The sequence below is a fragment of the Sphingosinicella sp. genome (assembly GCF_013911755.1).
Classification (GTDB): Bacteria; Pseudomonadota; Alphaproteobacteria; order Sphingomonadales; family Sphingomonadaceae; genus Sphingosinicella.
This window is the reverse complement of the sequence record NZ_JACESP010000022.1, coordinates 25,554-50,101: the sequence shown is the minus strand read 5'-3', so window position 1 is coordinate 50,101 and position 24,548 is coordinate 25,554. Positions and strand designations below refer to the sequence as shown.

The following is a 24,548-nucleotide window of genomic DNA, read 5'->3' as shown; positions in this document are numbered from 1 at the left end:
CCCCCGCTTCAGACATTCGTAAAAACCACTCTAGAGCGGGGACGTATGATGACCTCTATAAAATCCGCCATCTTCCATAACGGATGGTTATGGTTCCGCCGTAACGGCCTGACGCTAAACTCCAGCCTCAGCGTGGCGAACCAAACCCTGCGCAATCCAGATGCCGAGCGTGCGTCCGGCCTCTTCGATGCCGGAGACGCCAAGGCGCTTGATGAGCGCCTCGCACATATCGCCGAAGGTGCCGCCGTTCCTCAACAGGTCAAGGCAGACAGCCTCTTCAGAGCTCAGCATCCGAAACCGTGGATCGAGCCCCTGCCGCCACACAAGGAGGCTCCGCTTCTCATCTAACAGAACATCCGCCGACATGTTTTCATCGTTGGCAATTGCGGTCCAGATCGCACCGCAATCGGCCTGTATCCGCCTTAAGCGCATTCCGGTCACGAATGAAAGGCGAAGCGAGGCCCAGGCTTCTTCAGTAAAGCCTTTCGAGAGCGCGGCGAAGCCGGTGGCATCGAGGACCGGTTCGTCGGCGGCAGTGAAGGCTTGCTGCATCTGCCATTCGAGCCAGGCCAGTTCCGCGACCTCCGAGTCGTCTGGAAAGAGCTGCGCCAGCGTTTCATCGAAGCCGGCGCCCGCATCGTCGAGCGTCCAGCTTCGCGGCGGCTTCGCAATGAGGTGATGCGCGGCTGCGGCATCGAAACTCTCGTCGCCGATCCATGTCCACGTTTTCTCGAACGTGGAACGCAGACATTCGATCAGCCGAGCCCGATAGGCATTCCGGTAGACAGCGAGGCCGGGGCGCAGCGCCGGCTCCCAATCTTCGAACGCCGTCTCACCGGGGCTCGTCACGGCGGCGTAGAACCGGCGCTGGAGATCGACCAAAGTCATGCGGCGTACCGTGCGTCATGCCCCGAAAGACTGCGTGCGATATCGAGTTCGCTCAGCAGCACATCGATCGGCGGAATCGCGTCGTCGCGCTCGATCATCGCGGCAACCGAGGTGAAACGCGCGCAGGCGAGTTGGTAGAGCGCCCATACATCCGCACAGACTGGCGCATCGTGCGTGTCAATCAGCACATCCTGGCCCCGGCTGTGCCCCGCCAAATGAATCTGTCGCACCCGCGAGGCGGGAAGGCCTTCAAGATATGCGATCGGATCGAAGCCGTGATTAACGCTGCTGACGTAGACGTTGTTGACGTCGAGCAGCAGGAAGCAGCCGGTGCGTTCGCACATCGCGGCCAGAAACTGCGACTCGGTCATGTCGGTATCGAAGGCGACATAGCTGGACGGGTTTTCGAACAGCAGCGGCCGCCCGAGCGCCTCCTGCGCCTGCATGATGTTCCTGCATACAACTTCCAGCGCCTCTTCGCTGTAGGGCAGCGGCAGCAGGTCGTGTGTGTTGTGGCCATCCACGCCGGTCCAGCACAAATGATCGGAGACCCATAGCGGTTTCACGCGATCTGCCAGCCGCTTGAGGCGTGCAAGATATTCGCGATCAAGACCCGCCGCCGATCCGATCGACATCGATACGCCGTGCATCACCACCGGGTACCGCTCGCGAACGGCATCGAGCGTGAACAGCGGGCGGCCCCCGTCCACCATGAAGTTCTCTGAAATGATCTCGACGAAATCGACAGGAACGGTCCCGGCCAGATAGTCAGCGTAGTGGTTCTTGCGCAGGCCAAGGCCGAAGCCGGTGAAGGGCTGTATTTCCGTCACGATGGGTATCCTGGAACGAAGGGGTGGGCGATCCGGTCGGGGGGGGGGAGACCGGATCGCCCGGGAGGCATCAGCCGATATCGCCGATCGTACCGCCCTTGCTCAGGCATTGGTCGGCCTTCATGGCCTTGAAGCCGTGACCCTTGCAGCTGTTGTGACCCTTGCATTCGTGCTGCGTGGTCTTGCAGTCGGAGCTGCCCTTGCAGCTGTTGACGCCGTAGCAGTGTACCATGTCGGCACCCGAGATGGCGGCACCGCTGCTACCGGCGGGCGCGGGCGCGGCAGAGGCCAGCGTTGAAAGAGCGAACAGGGCGGCAGCCGATGCGATGCCGGCTCCCTTCAGTGCGATGGACATCAGACAAATCTCCCAATGACGTGCGCCGGATTGGCTATCGTTCATTCGCGTGTGTGCGCCGGACGGTTACAGCGGCAGCGACGAATTTTATTTTTTCGACCCGTGTAACGCGCGGCGCCTTTCGCCCGAACTTCCAGCCAGACCGCCGTGTCGATGGCGGCTTTTCAATTCCAATGGGAGACGAGATGATGACACGCGAAACCTTGACGCCCTTGTTCACGACTCTACTCGCAGCCGCGGTGACCGCCGGTTTGGCGAGCAGCGCACAGGCGGAAACGAAAAAGCCCGAGATGGAAAAATGCTACGGCGTCGCGAAGGCGGGCCAGAACGACTGCGCCGCCGGGGCCGGAACCAGCTGCGCGGGCACATCGACCACCGACTACCAGGGCAATGCGTGGAAGCTGGTGAAGGCGGGAACCTGCCTGAAGATCAAGACGCCTAAGGGCAGCGGCTCGCTGAAGCCGCAGGCATAGACCCATGCTCGCGCTTCAGAGGGGCTGGCAGCGGATCACGGCGTTGTTCTCCAGCCGCGCGGTGGAGGCGTCCGCGCTTCTGCTCGCCCGGCTCGCGCTCGCCGGTGTCTTCTGGCGATCGGGGCGCGCGAAAATCGAAGAGGGCAGCTGGTTTTCGATCAGCGATGCGACCTATTATCTGTTCCGTGAGGAATATACGCGCGTCCCGCTGCCACCCGAGTTCGCGGCCGTCGCCGCGGCGGCAGCCGAGCATGTTCTGCCGGTGCTGCTCGTGATCGGCCTCGGCGTCCGCCTGTCCGCGCTCGGGCTGCTCGGCATGACGATGGTGATCCAGCTGTTCGTCTACCCAGAAGCGTGGTGGCCGGTGCATTCCCTGTGGGCCGCGCTGGCGCTCGTTCTCATCGCAAGAGGCGGCGGTGCGCTGGCGCTCGACGCGCTTTTCAGCCGATTCGCTAGGTGAAAGCGGACGATGCCAGCCTGTCGCGCCTGATGGCGCTGGCTCAGCGGGGCGACCGCCCGGCCTATGCCGCGCTTCTGAAGGCCTGCTCGGCCTGGCTCGGGCGCTATTTCGCGCGCCGGATCGCACCGTGTCATCTGGACGATCTCGTGCAGGAAACCTTGCTGTCGCTGCACGGCAAGCTGGCAAGTTACGATCCGTCGCGTCCGTTCCTGCCCTGGCTCGCGGCGATCGCACGTTATCGCTGGGTCGATCATCTTCGGAAGGTCTACCGCGCGGACGAAGTCGGGCTCGACGAGGAGGTCTCCGTCGCCGGCGGCCAGGAAAGCGTGGCCGCACGGCTCAGCCTTGACGGTTTGCTGGCCCATCTGCCGCCCTCGCAGGCGCAGGTGATAGAGCTGGTGAGGATCGAAGGCCTTTCCGTGGCCGAGGCTGCTTCGCGGTCGGGCCAGAGCGAGGCGCTCGTCAAGGTCAATGTACACAGGGGGCTCAGGAAACTCAGCGCCCTGATCGAGGAAGCGGAATGATCATGGATCCGGATACCGACACGCTCATCGCTTCGCTGGTGGATGACCTGCGTCCGGCGCGCGTTCTGCGCCGTCGCTACGGGCTGGGACTCACCGCTGCCGCGGCAGCCGCCACGCTGGCCATCGTGGCGATCGTTTTCGGCTTCCGGAGCGACATTTCCGCGGGCCGCTTCGACACATTGTTTCTGATCGCCAACGGCCTGTTCCTGATTCTGGGTGTCGCCTGCGCCGCAACTGTGATCGCGATGGGAAATCCGCAGGTCGGGAGCCGGCACTTCGGATGGCGGTGGGTGGCTGCGGCGGCCTGTTTGCTGCCATTGTCGGCAATCATTATACTCGCGTCCGGCACCGAAGCGCTTCCCGGTATAATCATGTCCGTCCACGAGATGGATTGTCTCTTCGCCGGGGTTACCCTCGGCCTGCTCACCGCCGCGGTACTGGTGTTTTGGTTACGCCGGGGTGCGCCGACCTCCCCCGAACGCGCCGGGCTGCTCGTCGGCGTCGCGTCGGGGTGCATCGGGATCTTCGCGTTCGCATTTCATTGTTCGACGGACACGATCTACCACGTCGGGCTGTGGCACAGTGCGCCGGTTCTCATCAGTGCGCTGCTCGGCAGGCTGTTGGTACCCCGGCTCGTGCGGTGGTGACATTTCGCCATAGCGCGCTGCGTGAGCCCATCTACCAATGATCGCGCCGCTTCCTGATCGCAAGGAAAACGTCCGAATCGTTCGCAGGAGCCGGTAGCTCGAGGTTCGTGCGGACTTCGTGGCTGCCGGTCCGCAGAAACAGATTGATCGCGCGCTCTTCGCCGATCGTGGTGAAATGCGGCGCTGTGCCGTCCGTCGATTCGAGCGCGGATGCCAGCGCGCACGCTGCCGCGTTGCCCGGCTCGATGGTCAGCGTGAAAGCGAGGTTGCGCTTAAGGTAGTCGTGCCCGGGATAAACGCGTGTCTCGTCGGCAAGCGATGCGAACACGCCGCTGATCGTTTCCTGAAGCGTCGGCGCGTGGCCGCCATAGCCGCAGTTGCCGACGCCCGCGCCGAACAGCGTATCGCCGGAGATGACGAAGGGTATGCCGCCTTCCTCCTCGCCGAAGATCGCTATGCTCGCCATCGTGTGTCCGGGTACGGCGCGGACCGTCACGCTGTCCGCGCCGACCGAAATCATATCGCCGTCCTCCAGCAGGCGGTCCAGCCCCTCGAGTGTGCCCGCCGCCGCGCGGGGCGCCATCACCGCCGCGCCCGTTCGCGCCTTCATCTCGGCGTTCTTGCCTGCATGATCCCAGTGTTCGTGCGTGTTGACGACGCTGGTGATCGTGACGCCCTGTGCGTTAGCCTCTCCGGCCACGCGCTCGACATCGTAGGGATCGACAGCGATCGCGACCTTCGCCGCATCGCAGACGAGCAGGTAGTTCACATGATCGAAGGCGTTCCGCAGCGGGATCGGAACGACGCGCATCAGACGTCTCCGGCCGCCACGGCCGCCTGCACATTCGCGATGAACAGCCGGTAGTTTTCTTCCGACACTGCCCGCGCCTCGGCCTCCGGCATGTCGACAGGAACGAACGTCGAGCGCATCAGCAGCACGCAGGCAGAGGCCCCAGCCGGGATGATCTTCGCAAAGCCGCAATAGTCCGCGAACGGCACCACATCGCCGGTATCGATGATGCGGAACATCATCTCCATTTCCGCCTCGTCATAATGATCGAGGCGTTCCTTTACGTAACCATCCCCCAGATGCCCTTCGGTACGCATGGTGCGCACCATGCCGAGCCCCTTGCCTTCGAATTCGATCGAGGTGACGAAGCCTTCTTCGGCGCGCCGCTGGCCGTCTTCGGTCGCGAACAGCTTCCAGACCCGCTCCGCCGGGGCCGCGACACGAACCGCACGCTCGACCGTGATCATGAATGTACCTTCCCGCGCAGGCCCGGGCGACGCTCGCCCTCCAGATTCCATTGCAGCTTCATCTTGTGCACCTTCAGCACCATGCAGGTTTCGATGAGGGCGATGTCGGGCTGCCCGTAGCAATGCGCCGCGAGGAAGGTGCGGTAGTGTTCGTGCGACTGGTGATACGTCGCCATGCCGAGATCGAACCGGCCAAGCGTCGAGGTGAGGTAGAACACCTCCGGCACTGCGGCCAGCCGCGCAAGCACGGCATCGATATCGGCGCCGCCCGCCACCTTGATGAAGGTCTGCGCGTTGAAGTTGTAGCCGAACGCCTCGGGCATCGCTTCGGCCTGTATGGTGATGACGTTCTCGTCGATGAGCTGACGTACACGGTTACGCACCGTGCCTTCCGAAACGCCGAGCGCCGTCGCGATCGTCGAATAGGGCATCCGACCGTCCTGCTGCAACAGCGCGATGATCTGGCTGTTGAGCGCATAAACATCCCCTGCCGAGTCGAGAGGATTCGTCTGCTGCTTGTCTCGCGCATCGCGCGATGCACCTCTGCGAACTGCCATCAATGACCCTTCCCCGGTCAGGATTCACACCCCCTGATACGGAAAGCGTGATGCAACCGCAACGCGGAAATGGATTTATTACGATTTGCACATGATATGATGCCATAACTTACGAATACCGTATTGACTCCGAGCCAAGAGCGAGAATATCGAAGCGTCCGTACATAAATGTATCTTTTCGAGGGTGAGATGACCGCAGGCGCAGTCCGGATCGCAGACAGACCGAGGCCGGAAGCAGAAGGCTTCAGGGGCATGTTCAGCCAGACGTGGTTTCCCGTCTGCCTCTCCGAAGAGGCTATCGCGGACGTCGTCAAAGGCTTCGACTTTCTGGGTGGCCGCGTCATTGTCGTGCGCGATGCTGACGGCCGCGCGCAGGTATTGAGCGCCTATTGCCCGCACCTCGGCGCAGATCTCTGCACGGGCGAGATGGTGGAGGGCACGGTGCGCTGCCCGTTCCATTTCTGGCGCTATGGACCGGACGGGCGCTGCGTCGCGACAGGGTCTGGCGACCCCGTACCCCCCACCGCCAATCTCTTCGCGTTCCCGACCGTGGAGAAGTTCGGCTGCATCTTCGCTTTCAACGGCACCGAGCCGCTGTTCGACCTTCCCGACTTTCCCGGTGCCCCCGAAAAGCTCGTCTGGAAGATCGGCGAATACGATCGCCTGATGCCCGCGGACCCGTGGGTGATTTGCTGCAACACGCCCGACATGCAGCACATCGAAGTGGTGCACGGCATCAGCTTCGACAATGGAATGCCGCATCAGGACGTCGAATGGACGCCGCATTCGATGGTCTATCATTTCCGCGGCAAGATGCGCGACGGAACTGCAATCGAGTTTCGCGTCGGCATCTTCGGCACCAACATCTATTGGCAGGATGGCTATGTGGACGGGCGCTGGTTCGGCTTCGTCGCGCCGATGGGGCTGCCGGAACCAGGCAAATCCCGCCTGTTCTTCGCTGTCGCGGTCGGCGCGGACGATGCCGACTCTGAAGGTACGCAGGCGTTTCTGGACGCGATGTACGACATGGAAGTCCGCATCGCGACCGAAGACCTGCCGATCATCGAACGCGCCCGTTTCCGGCCCGGCACGCTGACGAAGTCGGATCGAACACTGGGGCGCTTCCTGCAGTATCTGCGCGACCATCCGCGCGCGCATCCATCCGCCGATTTCATCCGCTGACGACCTTGGGGGGAAACGCTCATGCCTGGCATCGCCGACACTGATCTCGACGACATTCTGGCACTCTGCCCGCGCCTTTATGCGGCCGTGGGGTGGGATGCCGATAAGGCGCCCGACTGGGACATCTTCCGGGCGTGTTGCCATCCTGATGCAACACTTGCCGCGCTGAGTTCCGGCGCTGCAACCCCGATCCCGGTGGAGATGTTCGTCGCCGCCATGAACGAGCAGCGGGCGACAGGCGCGCTCACGGATTTCAGCGAAGTGGAAATCGCACGCCACGTCGAGACCTTCGGCAATGTCGCGGGCGTGCGCAGCAGCTTCATCGCCGAGATGAACGGCGAGAGGCGCAGGGGCGTCACCTTCGCACACATCGTTCGTCACGAGGGCCGCTGGGTCATCCTGTCGGCGATCTGGGACAATGAAAGTGACGGGAAAACCATACCGGCGAGCCTGATCTGAACAGGCCGCCAAATCAAAAAATGGGAGCGGAGGGAAACATGAGGAGCAAGGTGAAGAGCACGGGCCGTTTCGTGCTGACGATGTCAACGGCAATTTCGGCGCTTTGCGGAACGGCCGCAGCACAGGAGCAAGCACGGACGGGCGCGAGTAGCGGCGGCTTTGAAGAAATCATCGTAACGGCACGCAAGCGTGAAGAGAACCTGCAGCAGGTTCCCGATACGGTCACGGCCTTTTCCGCAAGCGTGATCGAAGAACGCCGCCTTGAACGGATCGACGACTTCCTTGCCGTGACACCGAACGTCCACATCACAAACGATCAGGACACGGCAACGAACAACATCTCGATCCGTGGCCTTGGCTCCAACCGCAATCAGGCAGCCGCCGTTGCGTTTTCGGTGGATGGAGTGATCCTGCCGGACGCCGACGCCTTCACGATGGACCTCAGCGATGTCGAACGTCTGGAGGTGCTGAAAGGCCCGCAAGGCGCGCTCTACGGCAAGGGCGCGATCGCGGGCGCGATCAACATCACCACGAAAAGCCCGACGAACACGTTCGAGGGCGAGGCGAAGCTGAGCTATGGAACGGGCGACGCATGGCGCGTGTTCGGCGCCATCAGCGGCCCGATCGTGCCCGACGTCGTGCTTGCACGCGTCACTGTTTCGCATCGCGACAGCGACGGCACGATCAAGAACGCGTTCGATGGACGCACGCTCGACCGCAACCGCCAGACCCGCGTTTCCGGGCGCATCCTCATCCAGCCCACCGATGACTTCAGCATCGATCTGCGCGCTGCGCACATGGACGAGAAAGGCGGGGCGCTGTGGTTCAGCCTTGCCGACGTGCTCGGCACGACGGGCGGCGAGATCACCGAGGATATGGCAGCAAGGCAGCCCAATCTCGACGGCCCGTCCTCGACCGATCGCACCGTGACCGATCTTTCGATGTCGCTGAATTACGATACGTCGATCGGCACGTTCACCTCGATCACAGCGTGGGACAAGATCGACGTCGATTTCTCCGAAGATCTCGACATCTCGCCGTTTCCGCTGGTGCCGCTCGCCCGACAGCTCCGCGTGACGGAAAGCTGGAGCCAGGAACTTCGCCTCACCTCCCCGAGCAGCCAGCGGCTCCGCTACATCATCGGCGGCTATTACCAGCATTCAAAGCGCGACGTGACGACGCTGGCATCGCTCGATCTCTGCCTGTTCGCGGGCACATGCATTACGCCTGATGGATTTGAATCCTCGGGGGTCGTGATCGATGCGACGCTTGCGAACACGCGTCTCACCTTCGATCAATATGCCGTGTTCGGGCAGGTCAACTACGACATTCTCGAAACGCTCGAGCTGACTGCGGCGCTGCGCTACGACACCAACAAGGCGAAACAGGACGACCGCCTCGCGTCCGAGATCGACAAGGCGACCTTCTCGAAGCTGCAACCCAAGCTGTCGCTCGCCTACAAGCCTTCGGACGACCTGACGCTTTACGCCACCTATTCCCAGGGCTTCAAAAGCGGCAGCTTCAATCCAATCGCGGCGGGGTCAGCCTTCCCGCGCGTAATCGGCAAAGAGACCTCGCGCAATTACGAGATGGGAGCGAAAACCTCTTGGCTTGACCGACGCGTGATCTTCAACGTCGCGGCCTTCTATACCGAGCATCTCAACCCGCAGATCTTCCAGCTCGACGCCGTCACCTTCACGCAAGGCTCGCTCAATGCGCGCAAGGCGGCGATTAAGGGCTTCGAGTTCGAACTTGCCGCGCGTCCGGCGAAGGGCGTCGATCTCAACGCCGCGTTTGGCTACATCGATACCGAGATCAGAGATTTCGACGGCACGACGGATGCCTATGTCGGGCAGCAGCTTCCTAACGCTCCGAAATATACGCTGAACCTGGGCGCGCAGTATGCATACGATCTTTCGGACAGGTTGACCGCGAAAGCGCGCATCGATTTCAATGCACAGGGCCGACAGTCCTTCCAGGACTTCCAGCTCCCGGCGGCGCCGAACGTGTATCTGTTCCAGAAGGCCTATTCGACGGTCGATGCCCAGATCGGCCTTGAAGGCGGGCAGTGGGCGATCAGTGTCTTCGGGAAGAACCTGTTCAAGGAGCATTATGCGACCTCGGCCTTTTCACGCTACATTTTCGGCGCGGCGTTGGTGCCGCTCGCCAGCGATGCGATCCAGCCCGATCCGGGCCGGACATTCGGCGTCGAGGCGCGTGTGAAATTCTGAAAGGCACCGGCATGATCGACAGGCAGACGTTTCACCTTCGCCCGGATGGCGAAAAGGCGTTCGGGTACGCGCAGGCGGTGCGGAGCGGCAGCACGCTCCACATCTCCGGCTCGCTCAGCGTCGACGATGCGTTCCGGCCGGAGTTTCCGGGCGACATGGCAGCGCAGATCGCCAGTGTCTATGCGGCGATCGGACGGACACTGGATGCCTTCGGCGCGACGATGGCGAACGTGGTGAAGGAAAACATCTACGTGACCGACATGGATGCGTTCATAGCGGCGAATGGGGCGCGAATATCGCACTACGCGGGGCTCGACCTTCCCGCCACGACCGCTGTCGAGGTGCGCAGGCTGGCGTTTCCCGAATGCATGATCGAGATCGAGATCACGGCGAGTCTGTCGCCAAGGGGGGGGAGCATGCCGGATTCACTCGCGGACGGTTTCGTACGGCCGCTTCACTGCCAGAAAGCCGTCCGCCTCCCCGCCCCTGCGGACGCGGTATGGGCGCTTGTCGGGAATATCGGCGACGAGACCATCGGCAAGGGACTCGTCGAGCGGATCGAAGTGATCGGCGACGGCGTCGGTGCGCTTCGCCTGCTGCATCTGCCCGGCGGCGGCCTGCTCCACGAGCGGATCGAAGAGTATAGCGAGACGGATCGCTATTACGTCTACCGCGTCATCGATTCAGGGCCATTGAATTTCACGAACTACCTTGCGATGGCGCGCGTTACGCCGGCGGGACCGGATGCTTGCATCCTTTCCTGGAACACGCAGGCGCAGGCGGTGAGCGGTCTTGAAGACCAGACACAGGCGATACTTCAAGGGAACATCGACTATATCTGCATGGTGCTCACCGAGCATTTTAAGCCGTGAGCGGCACTCACCCCCCTCTCGGCCACGAACCCATCTCCACATGCCACTGGAGTCGTACGGCACCCGAAGCGCACCCCTGCCCTGTGCTTGAAGGCACGACCGAGGCAGACGTCGCGATCATCGGCGCGGGCTATTCCGGGCTTGTAATGGCGCTGGAACTTGCCGGTGCGGGGCGCAGCGTCGTGCTTCTCGATGCAGAGCAGCCGGGTTGGGCCGCGTCCGGGCGCAATGCGGGCCATATCGCGCCACTGTTCTGGGGCGCGAAGAAAACACCGCGCCAGATCGTCTCCGCCTACGGTGACGACATGGGCGGGCGTATGAACCGGATGATCGCAGGTTCGGGCCGGTGGCTGTTTGACCTGATCGATCGGCACGGCATCGTGTGCGAGGCACGCAGGGGCTATCTCTTTCTGGCCCGAACCGAAGCCTCGCTGGCAAAGCATCACGAGACTTTCGCCGAGTGGAGCGAATTCGGCGGCGTGTGCGAGGCGATCGACCGCACCGGGCTAGCGCGACATGTGAACTCGACTGCCTATGCGGGCGGTATCTGGTTGCCCGAAGGCGGCTTCGTCAATCCGCTCGCACTCTCGCGCGGCCTCGCCGCAACGACGGTGCGCAAAGGCGTGCGCCTGTTCGGCGGTTCGCGCGCGCTCAGCGCCCGGAAAGATGGGCCCGCCTGGCGCATTGAAACTGCGCAAGGCGCAGTCAGGAGCGGAACGCTTCTTGTCGCCGCCGGCGGCTACGCCGATGCGCTGTTTCCCGCGCTCCGTAAGACGGCCTACACCGTGCACTGCGGTGTCCTCGCCACGGACCCCCTGCCCGACAAAGGCGCGTCGATCCTGCCAAACGCGTTTCCGGTCACGGACCTCGACGACAAGGCGGTGTTCAGCCCAACGATCGACGCGGAAGGATGCCTCGTCGTCAGCTTCCTGATCGGCCCCGGCGACCTTGAGATGCGCAAGGCCTTGAAGATATGCGTCCCCCGAATCGCAAAAGCGTTCCCCGGGTTTTCGATCCCGGAATTCAAGCGGATGTGGGCCGGCAAGTTCATGATTACACCGGATGGTACGCCAAGACTGCTCCACCTGGACGACAACGCCTTCGCGGTAACGGGCTGCAACGGCCTTGGCCATACGATCGGCATCTCCGCCGCACGCGAGCTCGCGAAGCTTGCGCTCGGTGTGGACAGGGATGCACTGAATCTGCCGCTTCAGCAGCCAAAATCGCTACCCGCGAGCGGCGCCACCAACTGGCTGCTGAGAAACATCGCGTTTCCGCTGGTAAACCGGGCCGGTTAATGCGGTCTCCAAGCGTCCGCCTGACGGCTCGTCCGCTTTGATTGTCTGCTGGATCCGTGAGGTGAGCTCGAAAACGCTTTGTGCCACGTGTTGAGCAGCCTGCCCGCGAACCTGCCCCGTCCGGCCTGACGGCGGCGGCGTATCCCAATCCAGCGGTTCGGCGACACTATGGGCGTAGGGTTCGCTGTTCGGCTCAGGATCTCAAACGGCCGTCGCGGTCATGTCCTCGAGCAGTTTGTGATCAAGGATCGACGCCACATTGCCCTTGTCGTCCAGAAAGGCAATTGGCCCAAAGTTGGTGAACAGCAGTTCCGTGTACTCTGGAAAGTTCGTGTAATCGTGCACCACGTCGAGTGGTTCGTAGCCGTACGTGCCCGCCGCAGCCTCGCCCATCCGGTAGCACATGCGGCCCTTGATGACATAATATTCTCCGGCGCCGAGGTGCCGGTGTGGCCCGAAGAAGCTACCCGGCCGGGCGCGGAACAGTACCGTCCAGCGTCCGGTTTCCGCGCTCGAATAGAGGAGGCAGACCTCGATTCCGTCGGTCATGGGCGCCCACTTCATCTCCGCGGGCGTGGTCAGGCGTTCGTCGATCATGGGGTTCCCTTTGCCGGAGGTCAGAAGCGGAAGGACAGCTCGACGCCGTATGTGGCGCGCTCGCCGTAATAGCGGGGCACGAAGCCGAAGCCGCTCGTGTCGGTGGCGTCGACGATATAGGCCTTGCCGGTTACGTTCTTCGCCCACGCCGCGAGTTCCCAGCCCTTCGCAGGATCCGCGAGCGTGGCGCGCAGGTTGAGGAGGCCGTAGCCCTCGCCCGAACTGATGAGATCGCTTTGCGCGTTGTTGTAGTATTTCTTGCCTGTGTAATTGTACTCGGCACGCCAGCGTGTCTCGAAGTCGCCGACCGGGATCGTCACCTGCGCGAAGGTCGAGAGCGTGAATTTCGGTGCACCGGGCAGGCGATTGCCCGAGAAATCGCGTGGGTCGCCGGTGTCCGGGTCGATCGCGCCTGACAGGTAGTTCTTGTACTTCGCATCGAGGATGCCGAGGTTGAGGCCGAGATCGAGCCAGTCGGTGGGAAGCGCGGTGGCTTCGAGCTCGATGCCCTTGATCTCCGCGTCGGCGGCGTTGTCGAGGCCGAGCGTCGGCACCGTACTCCCGGCTTGCCGGTTTACCGAAAGCACCTGCAGGTCGGTGTAATCGTAGTAGAAGGCCGAAATGTTGAGCCGCAGGCGGCGATCGAAGAGCGTGCTCTTGAGACCGATTTCATAGGAGGTGAGATATTCGGGATCGACCTGCGTGCGCTCCGCGACGCTGGTGATGATGCCGATGTTGAAGCCACCCGCCTTGAAGCCCTTGTCGATGCTCGCATAGGCTAGCACGTCGTCGGTGATGTCGTAGTCCGCGCCGATGCGCCATGAGAAGGATTTGAACGTGTCCTTCAGCCGCGCAAACGGCACCAGCGGCACGGGCGCGCCGTCCGGAATGTCGGCGTCGAAGAAGCCGGGCACGAGGTCGGCCTGGTGCGTAACGCGGACCTTGTCGATCGTGTACCGCCCGCCGAGCGTGAATCTTAGCGCAGGCGATACCGCATAGGTCGCCTGCCCGAAGATCGCATAGGCCTTGTTCTTGCGCGTAGCGCGCGTGATCAGCGGGAGTGCGCCGTCGGCGAAACTGAGTTCGCCGAGGAGGTCGGCGTTGCTGTCGGCGTCCAGATCTTCTTGGAAATAATAGAGGCCGCCGATGGCGTTGAAGGGACCGCTGTCGTAGGCGAGCTGGAATTCCTGCGTGATCTGTTCCGCATCGGTCAGGAAGGTGATCTCGTCGATCCGGAAGGGGCCGCCGTCGACGTCTACCCGGTTGTCGACGTCGCTCTTGTCATAGCCGGTGATCGACTTGAACGTGAAATCCCCGAAGCTATGCGCGATGTTGAGATTGACGAACAGATTGTCGCTGTAATTGCGCGAGGGCCCGTTGAAATTCAGAAGATTGGCATCGTCCGGATAGGGATCAGTGTAACCGAAGAGGTCGGCGCCATTGATCGTGCCGACGGGCTTGTTTTCGAGATAGTCGCTGCGGTCGCGGCCGCCACCCACCGAGAGGCGGACATCGGTGTCGGCGCTCGGACGCCAGCGCAGGATGGCGCGCGCGGCGGCTTCATCGACGTTGATCGCGTCGTCACCAGTGTAGAGGTTGGTCTTCTCGCCGTCGCGGCGGCGGACCATGCCGGCGACGCGCAGTGAGAGGCCCTCGCCGAGGGGAAGGCTCGCGGCGGCTTCGGCCTCGAACAGGTCGAAGCGGCCATAGCCGAAGCGGGCATTGCCTTCGAACTCATCGCCAGGCAGTTTCGAGAAGAACTGGATGGCGCCGCCTGTGGTATTCTTGCCGAACAGCGTGCCCTGCGGGCCGCGCACCACCTCGATGCGTTCGAGGTCGAACAGCGAGAAGATCTGGCTGCCCGTCGAAGCCACCACCACGTCGTCACGGTAGATGCTGATCGGGCCGATCGAGGAGGCGTTGAAATCGTTGTTGCCGACGCCGCGGATGAAGATGTTGGGCACGCCGCCGAACGTCTTGATTTCAAGGTTGGGCACCTGATCGCCGATCGAAAGGCTGTTGGTGAAGCCCGCCTCGCGGATCGCTGTGTCGTTGAAGGCCGTCACCGAAATCGGCACTTCCTGAAGGTTCTGCGCGCGCTTCTGGGCGGTGATGACGATCTCGTCGATGCCGCCGCTCGCTGCGGGTGCGTCCGCTTCCTGGCCCAGCGCAGGCGCGCTGATGGCGAGCGCGGATACGGCAGCGGCGGCATGAAGCGACGAATGGAAACGGCTTTTCATAAACTCCCCCTCAAGGTCATGTGGGCGCCCTGCATGGGAGCGCCATGTTCGTACCGTCTTCTAGGCCGCGGGCGGGCCTTTGATCATGCGCCTGAGCGGCGCAAAATTTGGCTGGCTGTGAACCGCCCGGGCGCGCCGAAAGGCGGGGTTCCGGGAAAAGCCGACAAGCAACTTGCGCGAAGGCGACGCAACTCTTGGGCGAGCGCGAACCGGCGTGCCATGTCGATTGCATCCGTCTTCCAACAGGCATAGCCTGCCACGTTGGGGAGGGTTGGGCATATGCTTCTGAGCGAAGAACGGTGGAGTTCTGCGTCCTTGCCGCCGCCGCGGCAGTTGCCCGCCTTCCAGGAGGTGCTGGACCGCACCCATTTTCACTGGGGTCTGGCGGGCGCGGACAAGGACCGGTACGGCGCCAAGGTGCGCCGTCGCGCGATCAACGACTTCGTGTTTACGCAGGTCGTTTGCGATCCCATCGCGGGCTTCCGCACCATGGACGACGTGAAGCGCGGTGAGGATGATTATTTCTGCCTGCTCTATTTCGAAGAGGGCACCTGCCGGTTGCAGCAGGGTCGCAACGAATCGATCGTGCGACGTGACCTCATCGCGGTTTGGGACAGCGCGCGGCCCGCGATGTTCGAAAACAGTGACGAACTGCATCAGCTGTCGATCCTGATCCCGCACCGCACGGCGACGATGATCGTGCCCGGCATCGAGGATATGTGCGGGCTCACCGTGGATGGCAGCGCGGGGCTCGGTTCCATCCTGCTGTCGCACCTGCGGCAGATTCACAGGACGGTCGAGACCGTGGACCCGCAGGACCGCGCCGCCGTGCTGCGTGCCACGGTCGAGCTGCTCGCGGCCGCCTTCCGCCCTGAACCCGACCGCATCGCCGGCAGCGCTTTCCGCCGCGCACTGCTCGGCCGTGTGCAGGAACATATCCTCGCGCATCTTGGTGATCCGGCGCTTTCGGCGGCGACGATCGCGGCGGCGTTCCGCTTCAGCCCGCGCTATCTGCACCGATTGTTCGAGGAGTTCGGGGTCACCGTCGGCACCTGGATTCGCGAACGACGGCTGATGGCGGCGCGCAGCGATCTTGCCAGCCGCGCGATGGCGGGATTCAGCATCACGCAGATCGCCATGCGGCACGGCTTCGCCGACGCCTCGCACTTCAGCCACGCCTTCCGCGACGCCTTCGGCCTCTCTCCGCGCGAATATCGGCAAACCGCGGCACGCAGCGCGGATGACGAGCGGAGTTCCCTCCTGTCCAAGTAAGCCGCCGTTCTGGCGCAAGCCAATCGATCGCCCCTCCCGTACGTCTTGGTCAAAAGACGTGCGGAAGGGGAGGTTCATGGGCAGGTTGCAGGGCAAGGTCGCGCTGGTCACGGGTGCGGCGCAGGGCATCGGCGCGGGTATCGCACGGGCGATGGCACGCGAAGGCGCCGCCGTGGTCGCCGCCGACCGCAACGTCGCGGGCGTGGAAGCGCTCGCCGCCGAGATCGGCGCGGAGCCGCTCGCGCTCGATGTGACGAGCGAGGCCGATTGGGCGAAGGCCGCAGCGCATGTCGAAGCTGGGCATGGCAAACTCTCCATCCTCGTGAACAACGCAGGCGTCGAACTCGTGAAGCCGATGACCGAGCACAGCCTCGCCGACTGGCGCGGGCTTATGGCGGTGAACGTCGACGGGCTGTTCCTCGGCTGCCGTAGCTTTCAGGAACTGCTCGCGAAGGGCGGCAACAATGCTGGCCCCGCGAGCGTCATCAACGTGTCCTCGATCGCCGGTCTCGTCGGCTATCCCGATCAGCTCGCCTACAACACTTCGAAGGGTGCCGTCCGGCACATGACAAAGAGCCTTGCGATCGAGTGGGCCGCGCACGCGCTACCCATTCGATGCAACTCGATTCATCCGGGTTGCATTCGCACGCCGATGCTGGAAATGGCGGTGGAAGGCTGGGTGCGCGAAGGCTCGATTCCGGCGGACGATCCCTGGGCGGCGGTCGCGGCGCTCTGCCCTTTGAACGCCGTGGGACTGCCCGAGGACATCGCGATGGGCGCGGTCTATCTCGCCAGCAACGAGGCGCGCTTCGTCACCGGCATCGAACTCGTCATCGACGGCGGCTGGGTGGCGCGATGAGCAATCGCAGCGACCGGCTCTGGATGTACGGCACGATGGTGAAGAGCCGCCATTTTGAAGCGCTCATCAAGCCCGCCTATTTCGAGGGCAAGACCCCTGTGTTCAACATGGCGAAGGGCCCGCTTCCCGGCGAGATGCACCTGTCGGACGGCCAGGAGCCGTGCGCCGTCGGCGTTTGCGCGCACCTGCGCCCCGGCGATACGGTGACGGCGACGCACCGCCCGCACCATGTTGCCATCGCCAAGGGCGTGAACCTCGATGCCATGGCAGCGGAGATTTTCGGCAAGGCGACGGGGCTTTCCGGCGGACGCGGCGGGCACATGCACCTGTTCGACGCGCGCGTGAACTTCGCCTGCTCGGGCATTATCGCGCAGGGCCTCGGCCCCGCCGTCGGCGCCGCGCTGGCGAGTAAGCTGCGCGGTGAGGATCATGTCGCGGTCGCCTTCCTCGGCGAGGGCGCCGCCAATCAGGGTGCGTTCCACGAAGCGCTCAATCTCGCCTCGGTGTGGAAGGTGCCCGCCGTTTTCGTGATCGAGGACAATGCCTATGGCATCTCGGTCGCGAAGCGCGATTGTACGGCGGTCGCACGCAACGCCGACCGCGCCGCCGCCTATGCGATGCCCGGGCACTTCATTCCCGGCAACGATCCCGATGCGATCCATGCCGTCGCCGGAGAGGCGATCGCGCGCGCGCGGCGCGGCGAAGGGCCGTCGCTGATCGAGATCGAAACCTGCCGCCTTGAAGGCCATTTCATGGGCGACGCCGAAGGCTACCGCCCGGCGGGAGAGGTCGAGCGCCTGAAGGCCGCCGACCCGATCCCTGCTTACCGTAATCGCCTGATCGCCGACGGCTTCGATACTGCGGATCTCGACAAGGCCGAAGCCGATGCGCGCGCCGCCGTCGACGCCGCGTTCGCCGCCGCGCGCGCCGCAGCCTATCCCCAGCCGGAGGAGGCGTTCGCGCATGTCTTCGCCTGAGACCATCGCAGCCCCCCGCCCCACGCGGCGCCTGACCATCGCGCGCGCCATCGCTGAAGCCATCGGCCAGGAGATGGAACGCGACCCCGCTGTCCTCGTGATGGGCGAGGATATCGGCAAGCTCGGCGGCGTGTTCGGCACGACCACGGGTTTGCTCGACAAGTTCGGCGCAGAGCGTGTGCGCGATACACCGATTTCGGAAACCGCGTTCATCGGCGCGGCGGTCGGTCTCGCGGCGTCCGGGATGCGGCCGATCGTCGAATTGATGTTCGTCGATTTCTTCGGCGTGTGCATGGACGCGATCTACAATCTCGCGGCGAAGCAAAGCTATTTCTCGGGCGGGCAAGTCGCCTGCCCGATGGTGCTGATGACGAGCGTCGGCGGCGGCTACGGCGATGCCGGGCAGCACAGCCAGACGCTCTACGCCACCTTCGGGCACCTGCCGGGTCTCAAGGTTGTGATCCCTTCGACAGCACACGATGCAAAGGGGTTGATGCTCGCGGCGATCCGCGATCCGAACCCGGTGATCTTCATGTATCACAAGGCGCTGCAGGGCATGGGCTGGCTCGGCACCGTGCAGCGTTCGATCACTGATGCCCCCGAAGGCGATTATGCCGTACCGCTCGGCAAGGCGGCCGTCGTGCGCAAGGGCAGCGATATCACGCTCGTCGGCCTCGGGCTCAGCGTGCATCACGCGCTCGACGCCGCCGCGCGACTCGAAAAGCAGGGGCGTTCAGCCGAGGTGATCGACCTGCGCAGCATCGCGCCGCTCGATCGCGAAACCGTGCGCGCATCGGTGCGGAAGACTGGGCGGCTGCTCGTGGTGGACGACGACTACATGAGCTACGGCGTCGGCGCCGAGATCATCGCCAGCGTCTGCGAGGCAGGAATTCCGCTTCGCGCGCCGCCGTGCCGTATCGCGCATCCCGATATCCCCGTACCCTTCACGCCAGTGATGGAACATTTCGTGCTGCCCGATGCGGACAAGGTTTCCGCGGCGGCAATCACCATGCTGGAGCCATGATCCGATGACCGATATCACCGTCCCCACCGGCCTCTGGAACGACAGCGACGAGGCCGCCATTTCGGCATGGCTTTATGCCGATGGCGACACAGTCACGGAAGGCGCCATCATCGCTGAGATCATGGTGGAAAAGTCGAGCTTCGAGCTGACCGCGCCCGCTTCCGGTACGCTCCATATCGCTGTTGCCGCCGAAACCCCCGTTACGGCGGGAGAGATCGTCGGCCGCATCGACTAAACCCCTTGCTTGACGCCCTGGCACATGCGCTTGCGCCGAATGTACCCATTGCATGTGGGAGCGGCGAGACCGCGATTGCAGAGGATGAACGGCGCCTTGATGACCTGCTCGGTGAAGGACGCGCAATCGACCGCGTGCGACTCTGGACGAACAGTCGCTGCCTCGTCACGACGCGGCGCTTCGCCCGCATGGACCGCTTTGCGGAGGCCGCTGCGGCCAGCAGCGCGCGTGGCTGGCCCGTGTTCGTCCGCGCAAGCGGCGGCACGACGGTGGTTCACAGGCCCGGCATATTGAATTTCAGCGTGTACGATATCGCGCCTGCCGAGGCGATCGACATCACGACCCGTTTCGAGCGCTTCACGCGCCGCCTGATCGCCGGGTTCGCCGACGTCGGCGTCACTGCGGAAACGGGTAGCATCGCGGGCAGCTATTGCGACGGGCGTTTCAACATCGTTTCGGGCGGGCAGAAAATAGCGGGCACGGCGTGCCTCGTTCGAAAGCGTGGCGGCCGGATCGGCGTTCTAGCACATGCGGCCATCAGCATCGATGGCGATACACACGCAGATCTCGCCGCGATCACGGAATTCGAACGCGCGCTCGGTTTCGATATTCCCTACGTGCAGGCCGCTCACACGAATCTCGCGGCGCGCATTCGGGTGGCGCGCTGAGAGGAAACTGGCGGGCCGAAATTCTTTCCGGCCCGCCCGGCAATTACTTCTTGGGGGGAAGCCCGAGCGCGATGCGTTCGATCCGGTCCGCGATCTTGCCCGCACCGACATCCTTGCCGATACCGTTCGCGATCACGGAAACAGTGAGACGGTCTTTCGGGAACTCGTTCAGCGAGGCATTAAACCCGAAGATGCCGCCGCCGTGACCGATACGCTGGTGCCCGTCCACATCGCCGATGAACAGCGCATAGCCATATTCGAACGGCGGCATGTCGGCCGGGCGATCCTTGACGGCGGTCGTGCTGTTCTGCCCATTGTTCAGCTTGCCCGGCGCGATCATCGCCTTGAACGATGCGGGCTTCAGAATCTTGCCGCCGAACAGCGCCGCGTTCCAACGCGCAAGATCGTTTGCCGACGAACGCATGGCACCCGCCGCGCCCGGCACGGTCATCGAAATGAACGCCGCGTTTTTGAACTGATGGGGGCCGGTCCCGTCATAGCCCGCGACGCGGCCGGGCAGGATGACGCTTTCATCGTCAAGCGCGGTGTGCGTCAGCTCGAGCGGACCGAAGAAACGATCCTGCAGGACGGCGCCGAGCGGCTTCTTTTCCGCCTTCTCGATGACGCCGCCCAGGATGAAATAGGCGGTGTTGCTGTAGTTCCAGCCCGTGCCCGGCTCGAAATCCTGCGTCTTCGGCATCTTCGCGAAATGCGCGACCCATTCGTCCGTCGTGCGCTTCAACCCGGCTTCCTGAAGGAAACTCGCATCATCGGTGTAGCTGTGAATCCCGGAGGTGTGATGCAGCATCTGCTTCAGCGTCACGTCCGCGGCGCGCGGGAAATCCGGATAGTATTTCGAAAGCTTGTCGTCGAGCGAGAGCTTGCCCTCCTCCTCGAGCTTCACAAGCGCTGCCGCCGTGAATTGCTTGGTGACCGATCCGATGCGGAAAATGCTGTCGTTGTTCACGGGTGCATTGAGCTCGAGATTGGCGGAGCCGTATCCCTTCACCAGAACGGGTGCGCCGTCCTTGTAGACCGCGACCTGCAGGCCCGGGCTTTCGCCGGCGGCAATGGCATCCTGCACAGCTTTATCGATAGCGGCCGCGAGCGCAGCGTTGTCCGCGGCAAAAGCGGTTCCGCACAAAAGAACGCTGAGCACCGCACCCGTCGCCAGAGTCCGCATCGATACGATCATGTTACACCTCCCAAGTTGAATTCCCGTCAGGCCGCCGCAACCGCGGCCTGGATCGGCCCTGCAAGTATCTCATCCACCGCAGCCTCGATGCCGAAGCGCAGCGGATCGAACGCGGGCAGGCCGGTCCGCGCGCTGGCATCTTCGAGTGCACGCAGGGCCGCATCCTCATCGAGCGCGGAGGTGTTGAGGCTGATACCGACGAAGCGCGCGGCGGGATTCGTGCGCTGCGCGTGCGGTAGATAGGCGGAGATCGCGGCCTCGATCGTGGGCAAGGGATAGCCCGGAAAAAAGCTCGTCTCGGTGCGCACCGGATCGTGACAGAGCACCAGCGCATCGGGCTGGCTGCCGTGCAGCAGGCCGAGCGTTACGCCCGCATACGCGGGGTGGAACAAAGCGCCCTGCCCTTCGATCACGTCCCAATGATCGGGCGCGGCATCGGGGGAGAGGGTTTCGGCCGCGCCGGCGATGAAATCGGCGACGACGGCATCGATCGCGATGCCCCTACCCGAGATCATGATGCCGGTCTGGCCCGTGGCGCGGAATGTGGCGTCAATCCCCCGCGCGCGCATCGCCTGGGTGAGCGCAAGCGCCGTGTATTTCTTGCCAAGCGCGCAATCCGTACCGACCATCAGCGCCCGCCTGCCGGTGCGTTTGCGGCCGGTCGCAATTGGAAACGCTGTCTCGCTGTGACGCACGTTGTGCAGCGTGCGCCCGAGCCGTGCCGCGGCTTCGGCGAGAGCCGGAAATGTTTCGAGCCGGATGTGCATACCGCTCACGATATCCAGCCCCGCCTCAAGCGCTTCGAGCAGAACGCCCTGCCATGCCGCGGGCAACTGTCCGCCAACCGATGCAATCCCGATCAGAAGCGACCGCGCGCCGCGCGCGGCCGCCTCCGATGGCGAGAGGTCGGGGAGACCGATATCGAGCGTTGACGGTGTCAGCCGCAATTGGCCGACGCAATCCTCGCGCGCCCAGTCCCGTACCCCGAGCGCCGTCTTGGCGAGCGTCGGATTTTCCGCGTCCGCCAGGAACAGCAGATAGGGCTTTTCGATATCGGTCACGAATGGCTTCAGTATTTGAAGCCGAGCCGCATCCCGAGCGTCCGCGGCTGGATGATTGTCCCCCTGCCGATGAGCCCCGCGCCGCCGCCGCTCGAATAGTTGGTCAGCCCCTGCGAGTCGGTCAGATTGCGGGCGAACGCTTCGACCGAGATCTGCCCGAACCGGGCGGCAAGCCGCAGATCGAGGGTGTTATAATCCGGAAGACGCGCATGGTTCGTAGTGGCAGGCGCCGTCGAAAAATCGCTGTATCGCGAACCGACATACGTCCACGTCACCCCGCCCGACAAGGTGGAGCCACCGGCCAGTTCGTGGACGTAATCGATCGAAACCGCGTTCTGGAATTCCGGCACGTACGGCAGGCGCTGGCCTGCCAGGCCGCCAAAGGCGGGCGCATCCTGCGTGAGACGCGCACGCGTGTAGCCCCCCGTCACCGCGAAGGTGAGCGGCTTCACCGGGTTCAGGCTCAGCGTGTATTCCAAGCCCTCGCTGCGGGCATTGCCGCCGTTCCCCTGAACGGAGAAGGTCTGCCCATTTGTTTCGGACACGAAATCCGTGATGAGCTGCACGTCCGTCCAGTCGATGCGATAAATCGCGACATCGAAATTGAACACCCGGTCGGCGGTCGAGCCCTTGACGCCGAGTTCGTAGTTGGTCGTGTTATCCGAACTGTAGAATGTCGGGAAATCGGCAGGTGCGCCGGGCACGACCAGCACCGGACCGCCGGGGCGGTAACCCGTCGCGAGGCGTGCGTAGACCGATACGTCGCGGTTCAGCATAAGGCGCGGTGCGATCGAGTATGTGAACTTGTTCTCGCTCGTCCGGATTTCCGGATTCACGATCGGGTCCGGACCACCGCTGCCGATCAGGCCCGCACCGCTCGTGACTTGCGAGCGTTGCCGATTGTGCGAATAGCGACCGCCCGCCGAGATTTCAAAGCTCTCGCCGAACTTGAACGTGGCTTCGCCGAAACCCGCGTATTCCTTGTATCGCGCGGGAAGTGAACTGCCACCGAAGGGGAGCGGCACTTCCAGCACGACGGACGTATCGCTCTCCCGCACAGCGTCATAGTACTGGGTGAAGGTGATGTCTTCGTTGGTGTAGAAGCCGCCGATCTGCCAGTTGAATCGCATGAAACCGGCATCGACATCTTCATTCGAGGCCAGCCTGATCTCTTCGTTGAATTTCGTGAAGCTGTCTTCCTGTCGCCCCCAGATCGCGATCGGCTCGCCGTAAACACCACCGAACAACGCCGCCGCGGTCAGGCCGGGCGCAAGCTGCAGATGCGAGATGTCGTTGCGGTAGAAAGATTTGTACTTGCTGTAGCTGGTCGATGAGAACAGGCTCACCCCGCCGAGATCGTAATTGATGACGCCATTATAATATTCAAAGCGGCGAAATGAGCTTTCCTGCGCATACGTGTTCAGAATGGGTTCGCCGCCGTTGGCGACCTTCGACGCCACGGAGGGTTGGGCGTTCAATCCCCCGACCAGCTCAAGCGCGCCGCTGCCGTCGAAGTCACCGCGCTGCAAAGCAGCGGTCAGACGCACGCTGAGGGCTTCCGTCGGTTCGATCTGGAGCTGCCCGCGCAGGCTGTATTGCTCGCCGCCGTTGACATCCTTTTCGCCGCGGGTCGGATTATCGATATAGCCGGCAACATCCTGATAGGTGCCGGTTACGCGCAGCGCCGCGATTTCACCGAGCGGCACGTTCACGGCGCCCTGTGCGATCCAACCAGTTTCGCCGTGGCGCACAGAATCAAAGCCCGCCTGACCGCGCGCTTCGAACACGCCCAGTCTGGGCTTGTTGGTGATGTAGTGCAGCAAACCGCCCTGCGCCGTGGCTCCGTAAAGCGTGCCTTGCGGCCCGCGCAGCACTTCCACGCGGTCGAGATCGAACGCCAGAAGATCGGCCGTGAGCAGCGAACCGTTGAACAGGGAAGAGGCCGACGAAACAACAATATCGTCCACCATCGTGGCGACCGATGCGCCCGATCCGCCCGCGTTCTGGCCGCGCAGCACAAGGCGTGTGCCGCCGTTTCCGGTCGCCTGGATCGAAAAGCCGGGAACCTGCGATGCAAAATCCGCGATTTGCGTGAGGTTGCGGCGTTCCATGTCTGAACCGCTGATCGCGCTGATGCTGAGCGGCACATCGACGAGGCGTAGCTCGCGCTTGGTGGCGGTGACGATGATTTCGTTGCCCGTCAGATCTTCAGCCTCTCCGCCTGCGGATTGCGCGATTGCGGGCGCGCTGATCAGCAAGGCCAGTACGGAAACCGTTGCCGAAAGAGATCCATTCTGCCGTAGAAACATCTGCGATTCCCCCCACGTTGGCGAATGGATCGCCATGCAGCGAGCCACCGCGTTTTAAAGCCCATTCGGGCCAGTCCC

Annotated in this window: 26 protein-coding genes; 15 read left to right on the top strand and 11 right to left on the bottom strand. The window is 63.4% G+C overall.

What is annotated here, in order from left to right; all coding sequences use genetic code 11:
- Positions 1 to 114 precede the first annotated feature (114 nt).
- From H2052_RS14400 to H2052_RS14390, 3 genes are all read right to left on the bottom strand, one after another.
- Entirely contained in the window at positions 115 to 888 is a 774-nt protein-coding gene (locus H2052_RS14400; RefSeq protein ID WP_293782983.1) for a DNA-binding domain-containing protein, read from the bottom strand.
- Complete coding sequence (locus H2052_RS14395; protein ID WP_293783033.1) at positions 885 to 1,709, bottom strand: DUF692 domain-containing protein; 825 nt, start codon at positions 1,707 to 1,709, stop codon at positions 885 to 887. Before H2052_RS14395 ends, H2052_RS14400 begins: the two co-directional genes overlap by 4 nt.
- A 79-nt stretch (positions 1,710 to 1,788) precedes the next feature.
- Positions 1,789 to 2,073, bottom strand: coding sequence for a hypothetical protein (locus H2052_RS14390; protein WP_293782980.1), 285 nt, complete (start codon positions 2,071 to 2,073; stop codon positions 1,789 to 1,791).
- 188 nt (positions 2,074 to 2,261) lie between these two features.
- Here H2052_RS14390 and H2052_RS14385 point away from each other — a divergent pair, with 188 nt between their 5' ends.
- The 4 genes from H2052_RS14385 to H2052_RS14370 are packed head-to-tail and all read left to right on the top strand — an operon-like array spanning position 2,262 to position 4,177.
- Positions 2,262 to 2,546, top strand: coding sequence for a DUF2282 domain-containing protein (locus H2052_RS14385; RefSeq protein WP_293782977.1), 285 nt, complete (start codon positions 2,262 to 2,264; stop codon positions 2,544 to 2,546).
- A gap of 4 nt (positions 2,547 to 2,550) precedes the next feature.
- A complete protein-coding gene (locus tag H2052_RS14380; RefSeq protein WP_293782974.1) occupies positions 2,551 to 3,006 on the top strand; it encodes a DoxX family protein in 456 nt (151 codons plus the stop codon).
- Positions 3,003 to 3,530: a sigma-70 family RNA polymerase sigma factor gene (locus tag H2052_RS14375; protein WP_293782971.1), complete on the top strand. Its 528-nt coding sequence runs from the start codon at positions 3,003 to 3,005 to the stop codon at positions 3,528 to 3,530. The genes H2052_RS14380 and H2052_RS14375 overlap by 4 nt, the downstream gene beginning before the upstream one ends.
- Positions 3,527 to 4,177: a DUF1109 domain-containing protein gene (locus H2052_RS14370; RefSeq protein ID WP_293782968.1), complete on the top strand. Its 651-nt coding sequence runs from the start codon at positions 3,527 to 3,529 to the stop codon at positions 4,175 to 4,177. The genes H2052_RS14375 and H2052_RS14370 overlap by 4 nt, the downstream gene beginning before the upstream one ends.
- 31 nt (positions 4,178 to 4,208) lie before the next feature.
- On the opposite strand, the gene H2052_RS14365 is transcribed toward H2052_RS14370, so the two are convergent.
- The 3 genes from H2052_RS14365 to H2052_RS14355 are packed head-to-tail and all read right to left on the bottom strand — an operon-like array spanning position 4,209 to position 5,991.
- A complete protein-coding gene (locus H2052_RS14365; RefSeq protein WP_293782965.1) occupies positions 4,209 to 4,988 on the bottom strand; it encodes a hydroxyacylglutathione hydrolase C-terminal domain-containing protein in 780 nt (259 codons plus the stop codon).
- The gene (locus H2052_RS14360; protein ID WP_293782962.1) at positions 4,988 to 5,434 is read right to left on the bottom strand and encodes an SRPBCC family protein; all 447 of its coding nucleotides are present in this window, start codon (positions 5,432 to 5,434) and stop codon (positions 4,988 to 4,990) included. The genes H2052_RS14365 and H2052_RS14360 overlap by 1 nt, the downstream gene beginning before the upstream one ends.
- A complete protein-coding gene (locus tag H2052_RS14355; protein ID WP_293782959.1) occupies positions 5,431 to 5,991 on the bottom strand; it encodes an AsnC family transcriptional regulator in 561 nt (186 codons plus the stop codon). Before H2052_RS14355 ends, H2052_RS14360 begins: the two co-directional genes overlap by 4 nt.
- 252 nt (positions 5,992 to 6,243) lie before the next feature.
- Between H2052_RS14355 and H2052_RS14350 the strand changes: the two genes are divergently transcribed.
- The 5 genes from H2052_RS14350 to H2052_RS14330 are packed head-to-tail and all read left to right on the top strand — an operon-like array spanning position 6,244 to position 12,033.
- The gene (locus H2052_RS14350; RefSeq protein ID WP_293782956.1) at positions 6,244 to 7,173 is read left to right on the top strand and encodes a Rieske 2Fe-2S domain-containing protein; all 930 of its coding nucleotides are present in this window, start codon (positions 6,244 to 6,246) and stop codon (positions 7,171 to 7,173) included.
- Between the two features lie 21 nt (positions 7,174 to 7,194).
- Complete coding sequence (locus H2052_RS14345; protein ID WP_293782954.1) at positions 7,195 to 7,632, top strand: nuclear transport factor 2 family protein; 438 nt, start codon at positions 7,195 to 7,197, stop codon at positions 7,630 to 7,632.
- Between the two features lie 38 nt (positions 7,633 to 7,670).
- Positions 7,671 to 9,863 (top strand): TonB-dependent receptor, encoded by a 2,193-nt coding sequence (locus tag H2052_RS14340; protein WP_293782952.1) that lies wholly within the window; start codon positions 7,671 to 7,673, stop codon positions 9,861 to 9,863.
- 11 nt (positions 9,864 to 9,874) lie between these two features.
- Positions 9,875 to 10,735 carry a Rid family hydrolase gene (locus H2052_RS14335; RefSeq protein WP_293782950.1) on the top strand — a complete coding sequence of 287 codons (861 nt, stop codon included), beginning with the start codon at positions 9,875 to 9,877 and terminating at the stop codon, positions 10,733 to 10,735.
- The gene (locus H2052_RS14330) at positions 10,732 to 12,033 is read left to right on the top strand and encodes an FAD-dependent oxidoreductase (protein ID WP_293782949.1); all 1,302 of its coding nucleotides are present in this window, start codon (positions 10,732 to 10,734) and stop codon (positions 12,031 to 12,033) included. Before H2052_RS14335 ends, H2052_RS14330 begins: the two co-directional genes overlap by 4 nt.
- Positions 12,034 to 12,234: 201 nt before the next feature.
- Here H2052_RS14330 and H2052_RS14325 read toward each other — a convergent pair whose 3' ends face one another.
- Both H2052_RS14325 and H2052_RS14320 read right to left on the bottom strand, forming a co-directional pair.
- A complete protein-coding gene (locus H2052_RS14325) occupies positions 12,235 to 12,630 on the bottom strand; it encodes a 2,4'-dihydroxyacetophenone dioxygenase family protein (RefSeq protein ID WP_293782947.1) in 396 nt (131 codons plus the stop codon).
- Between the two features lie 20 nt (positions 12,631 to 12,650).
- A complete protein-coding gene (locus H2052_RS14320) occupies positions 12,651 to 14,870 on the bottom strand; it encodes a TonB-dependent receptor (RefSeq protein WP_293782944.1) in 2,220 nt (739 codons plus the stop codon).
- Between the two features lie 279 nt (positions 14,871 to 15,149).
- Between H2052_RS14320 and H2052_RS14315 the strand changes: the two genes are divergently transcribed.
- The 6 genes from H2052_RS14315 (at position 15,150) to H2052_RS14290 (ending at position 19,905) form a co-directional block, all read left to right on the top strand.
- On the top strand, positions 15,150 to 16,142 hold the full coding sequence (locus H2052_RS14315) for a helix-turn-helix domain-containing protein (protein WP_293782941.1): 993 nt from the start codon (positions 15,150 to 15,152) through the stop codon (positions 16,140 to 16,142).
- A gap of 76 nt (positions 16,143 to 16,218) precedes the next feature.
- Positions 16,219 to 17,001, top strand: coding sequence for an SDR family oxidoreductase (locus tag H2052_RS14310; RefSeq protein ID WP_293782938.1), 783 nt, complete (start codon positions 16,219 to 16,221; stop codon positions 16,999 to 17,001).
- Positions 16,998 to 17,978: a thiamine pyrophosphate-dependent dehydrogenase E1 component subunit alpha gene (locus H2052_RS14305; RefSeq protein ID WP_293782935.1), complete on the top strand. Its 981-nt coding sequence runs from the start codon at positions 16,998 to 17,000 to the stop codon at positions 17,976 to 17,978. The genes H2052_RS14310 and H2052_RS14305 overlap by 4 nt, the downstream gene beginning before the upstream one ends.
- Positions 17,965 to 19,002: an alpha-ketoacid dehydrogenase subunit beta gene (locus H2052_RS14300; protein WP_293782932.1), complete on the top strand. Its 1,038-nt coding sequence runs from the start codon at positions 17,965 to 17,967 to the stop codon at positions 19,000 to 19,002. Before H2052_RS14305 ends, H2052_RS14300 begins: the two co-directional genes overlap by 14 nt.
- 4 nt (positions 19,003 to 19,006) lie before the next feature.
- Positions 19,007 to 19,237, top strand: coding sequence for a lipoyl domain-containing protein (locus tag H2052_RS14295; RefSeq protein WP_293782929.1), 231 nt, complete (start codon positions 19,007 to 19,009; stop codon positions 19,235 to 19,237).
- A 5-nt stretch (positions 19,238 to 19,242) separates the two neighbouring features.
- Positions 19,243 to 19,905, top strand: coding sequence for a hypothetical protein (locus H2052_RS14290; RefSeq protein ID WP_293782926.1), 663 nt, complete (start codon positions 19,243 to 19,245; stop codon positions 19,903 to 19,905).
- 43 nt (positions 19,906 to 19,948) lie between these two features.
- Here H2052_RS14290 and H2052_RS14285 read toward each other — a convergent pair whose 3' ends face one another.
- From H2052_RS14285 to H2052_RS14275, 3 genes are read right to left on the bottom strand one after another with little or no spacing between them, the layout of a single operon-like run.
- The gene (locus H2052_RS14285; protein ID WP_293782923.1) at positions 19,949 to 21,100 is read right to left on the bottom strand and encodes a serine hydrolase domain-containing protein; all 1,152 of its coding nucleotides are present in this window, start codon (positions 21,098 to 21,100) and stop codon (positions 19,949 to 19,951) included.
- A 26-nt stretch (positions 21,101 to 21,126) separates the two neighbouring features.
- The gene (locus tag H2052_RS14280; RefSeq protein ID WP_293782921.1) at positions 21,127 to 22,161 is read right to left on the bottom strand and encodes a DUF1611 domain-containing protein; all 1,035 of its coding nucleotides are present in this window, start codon (positions 22,159 to 22,161) and stop codon (positions 21,127 to 21,129) included.
- Positions 22,162 to 22,169: 8 nt separating this feature from the next.
- Complete coding sequence (locus H2052_RS14275; RefSeq protein WP_293782918.1) at positions 22,170 to 24,470, bottom strand: TonB-dependent receptor; 2,301 nt, start codon at positions 24,468 to 24,470, stop codon at positions 22,170 to 22,172.
- Between the last annotated feature and the right edge of the window lie 78 nt (positions 24,471 to 24,548).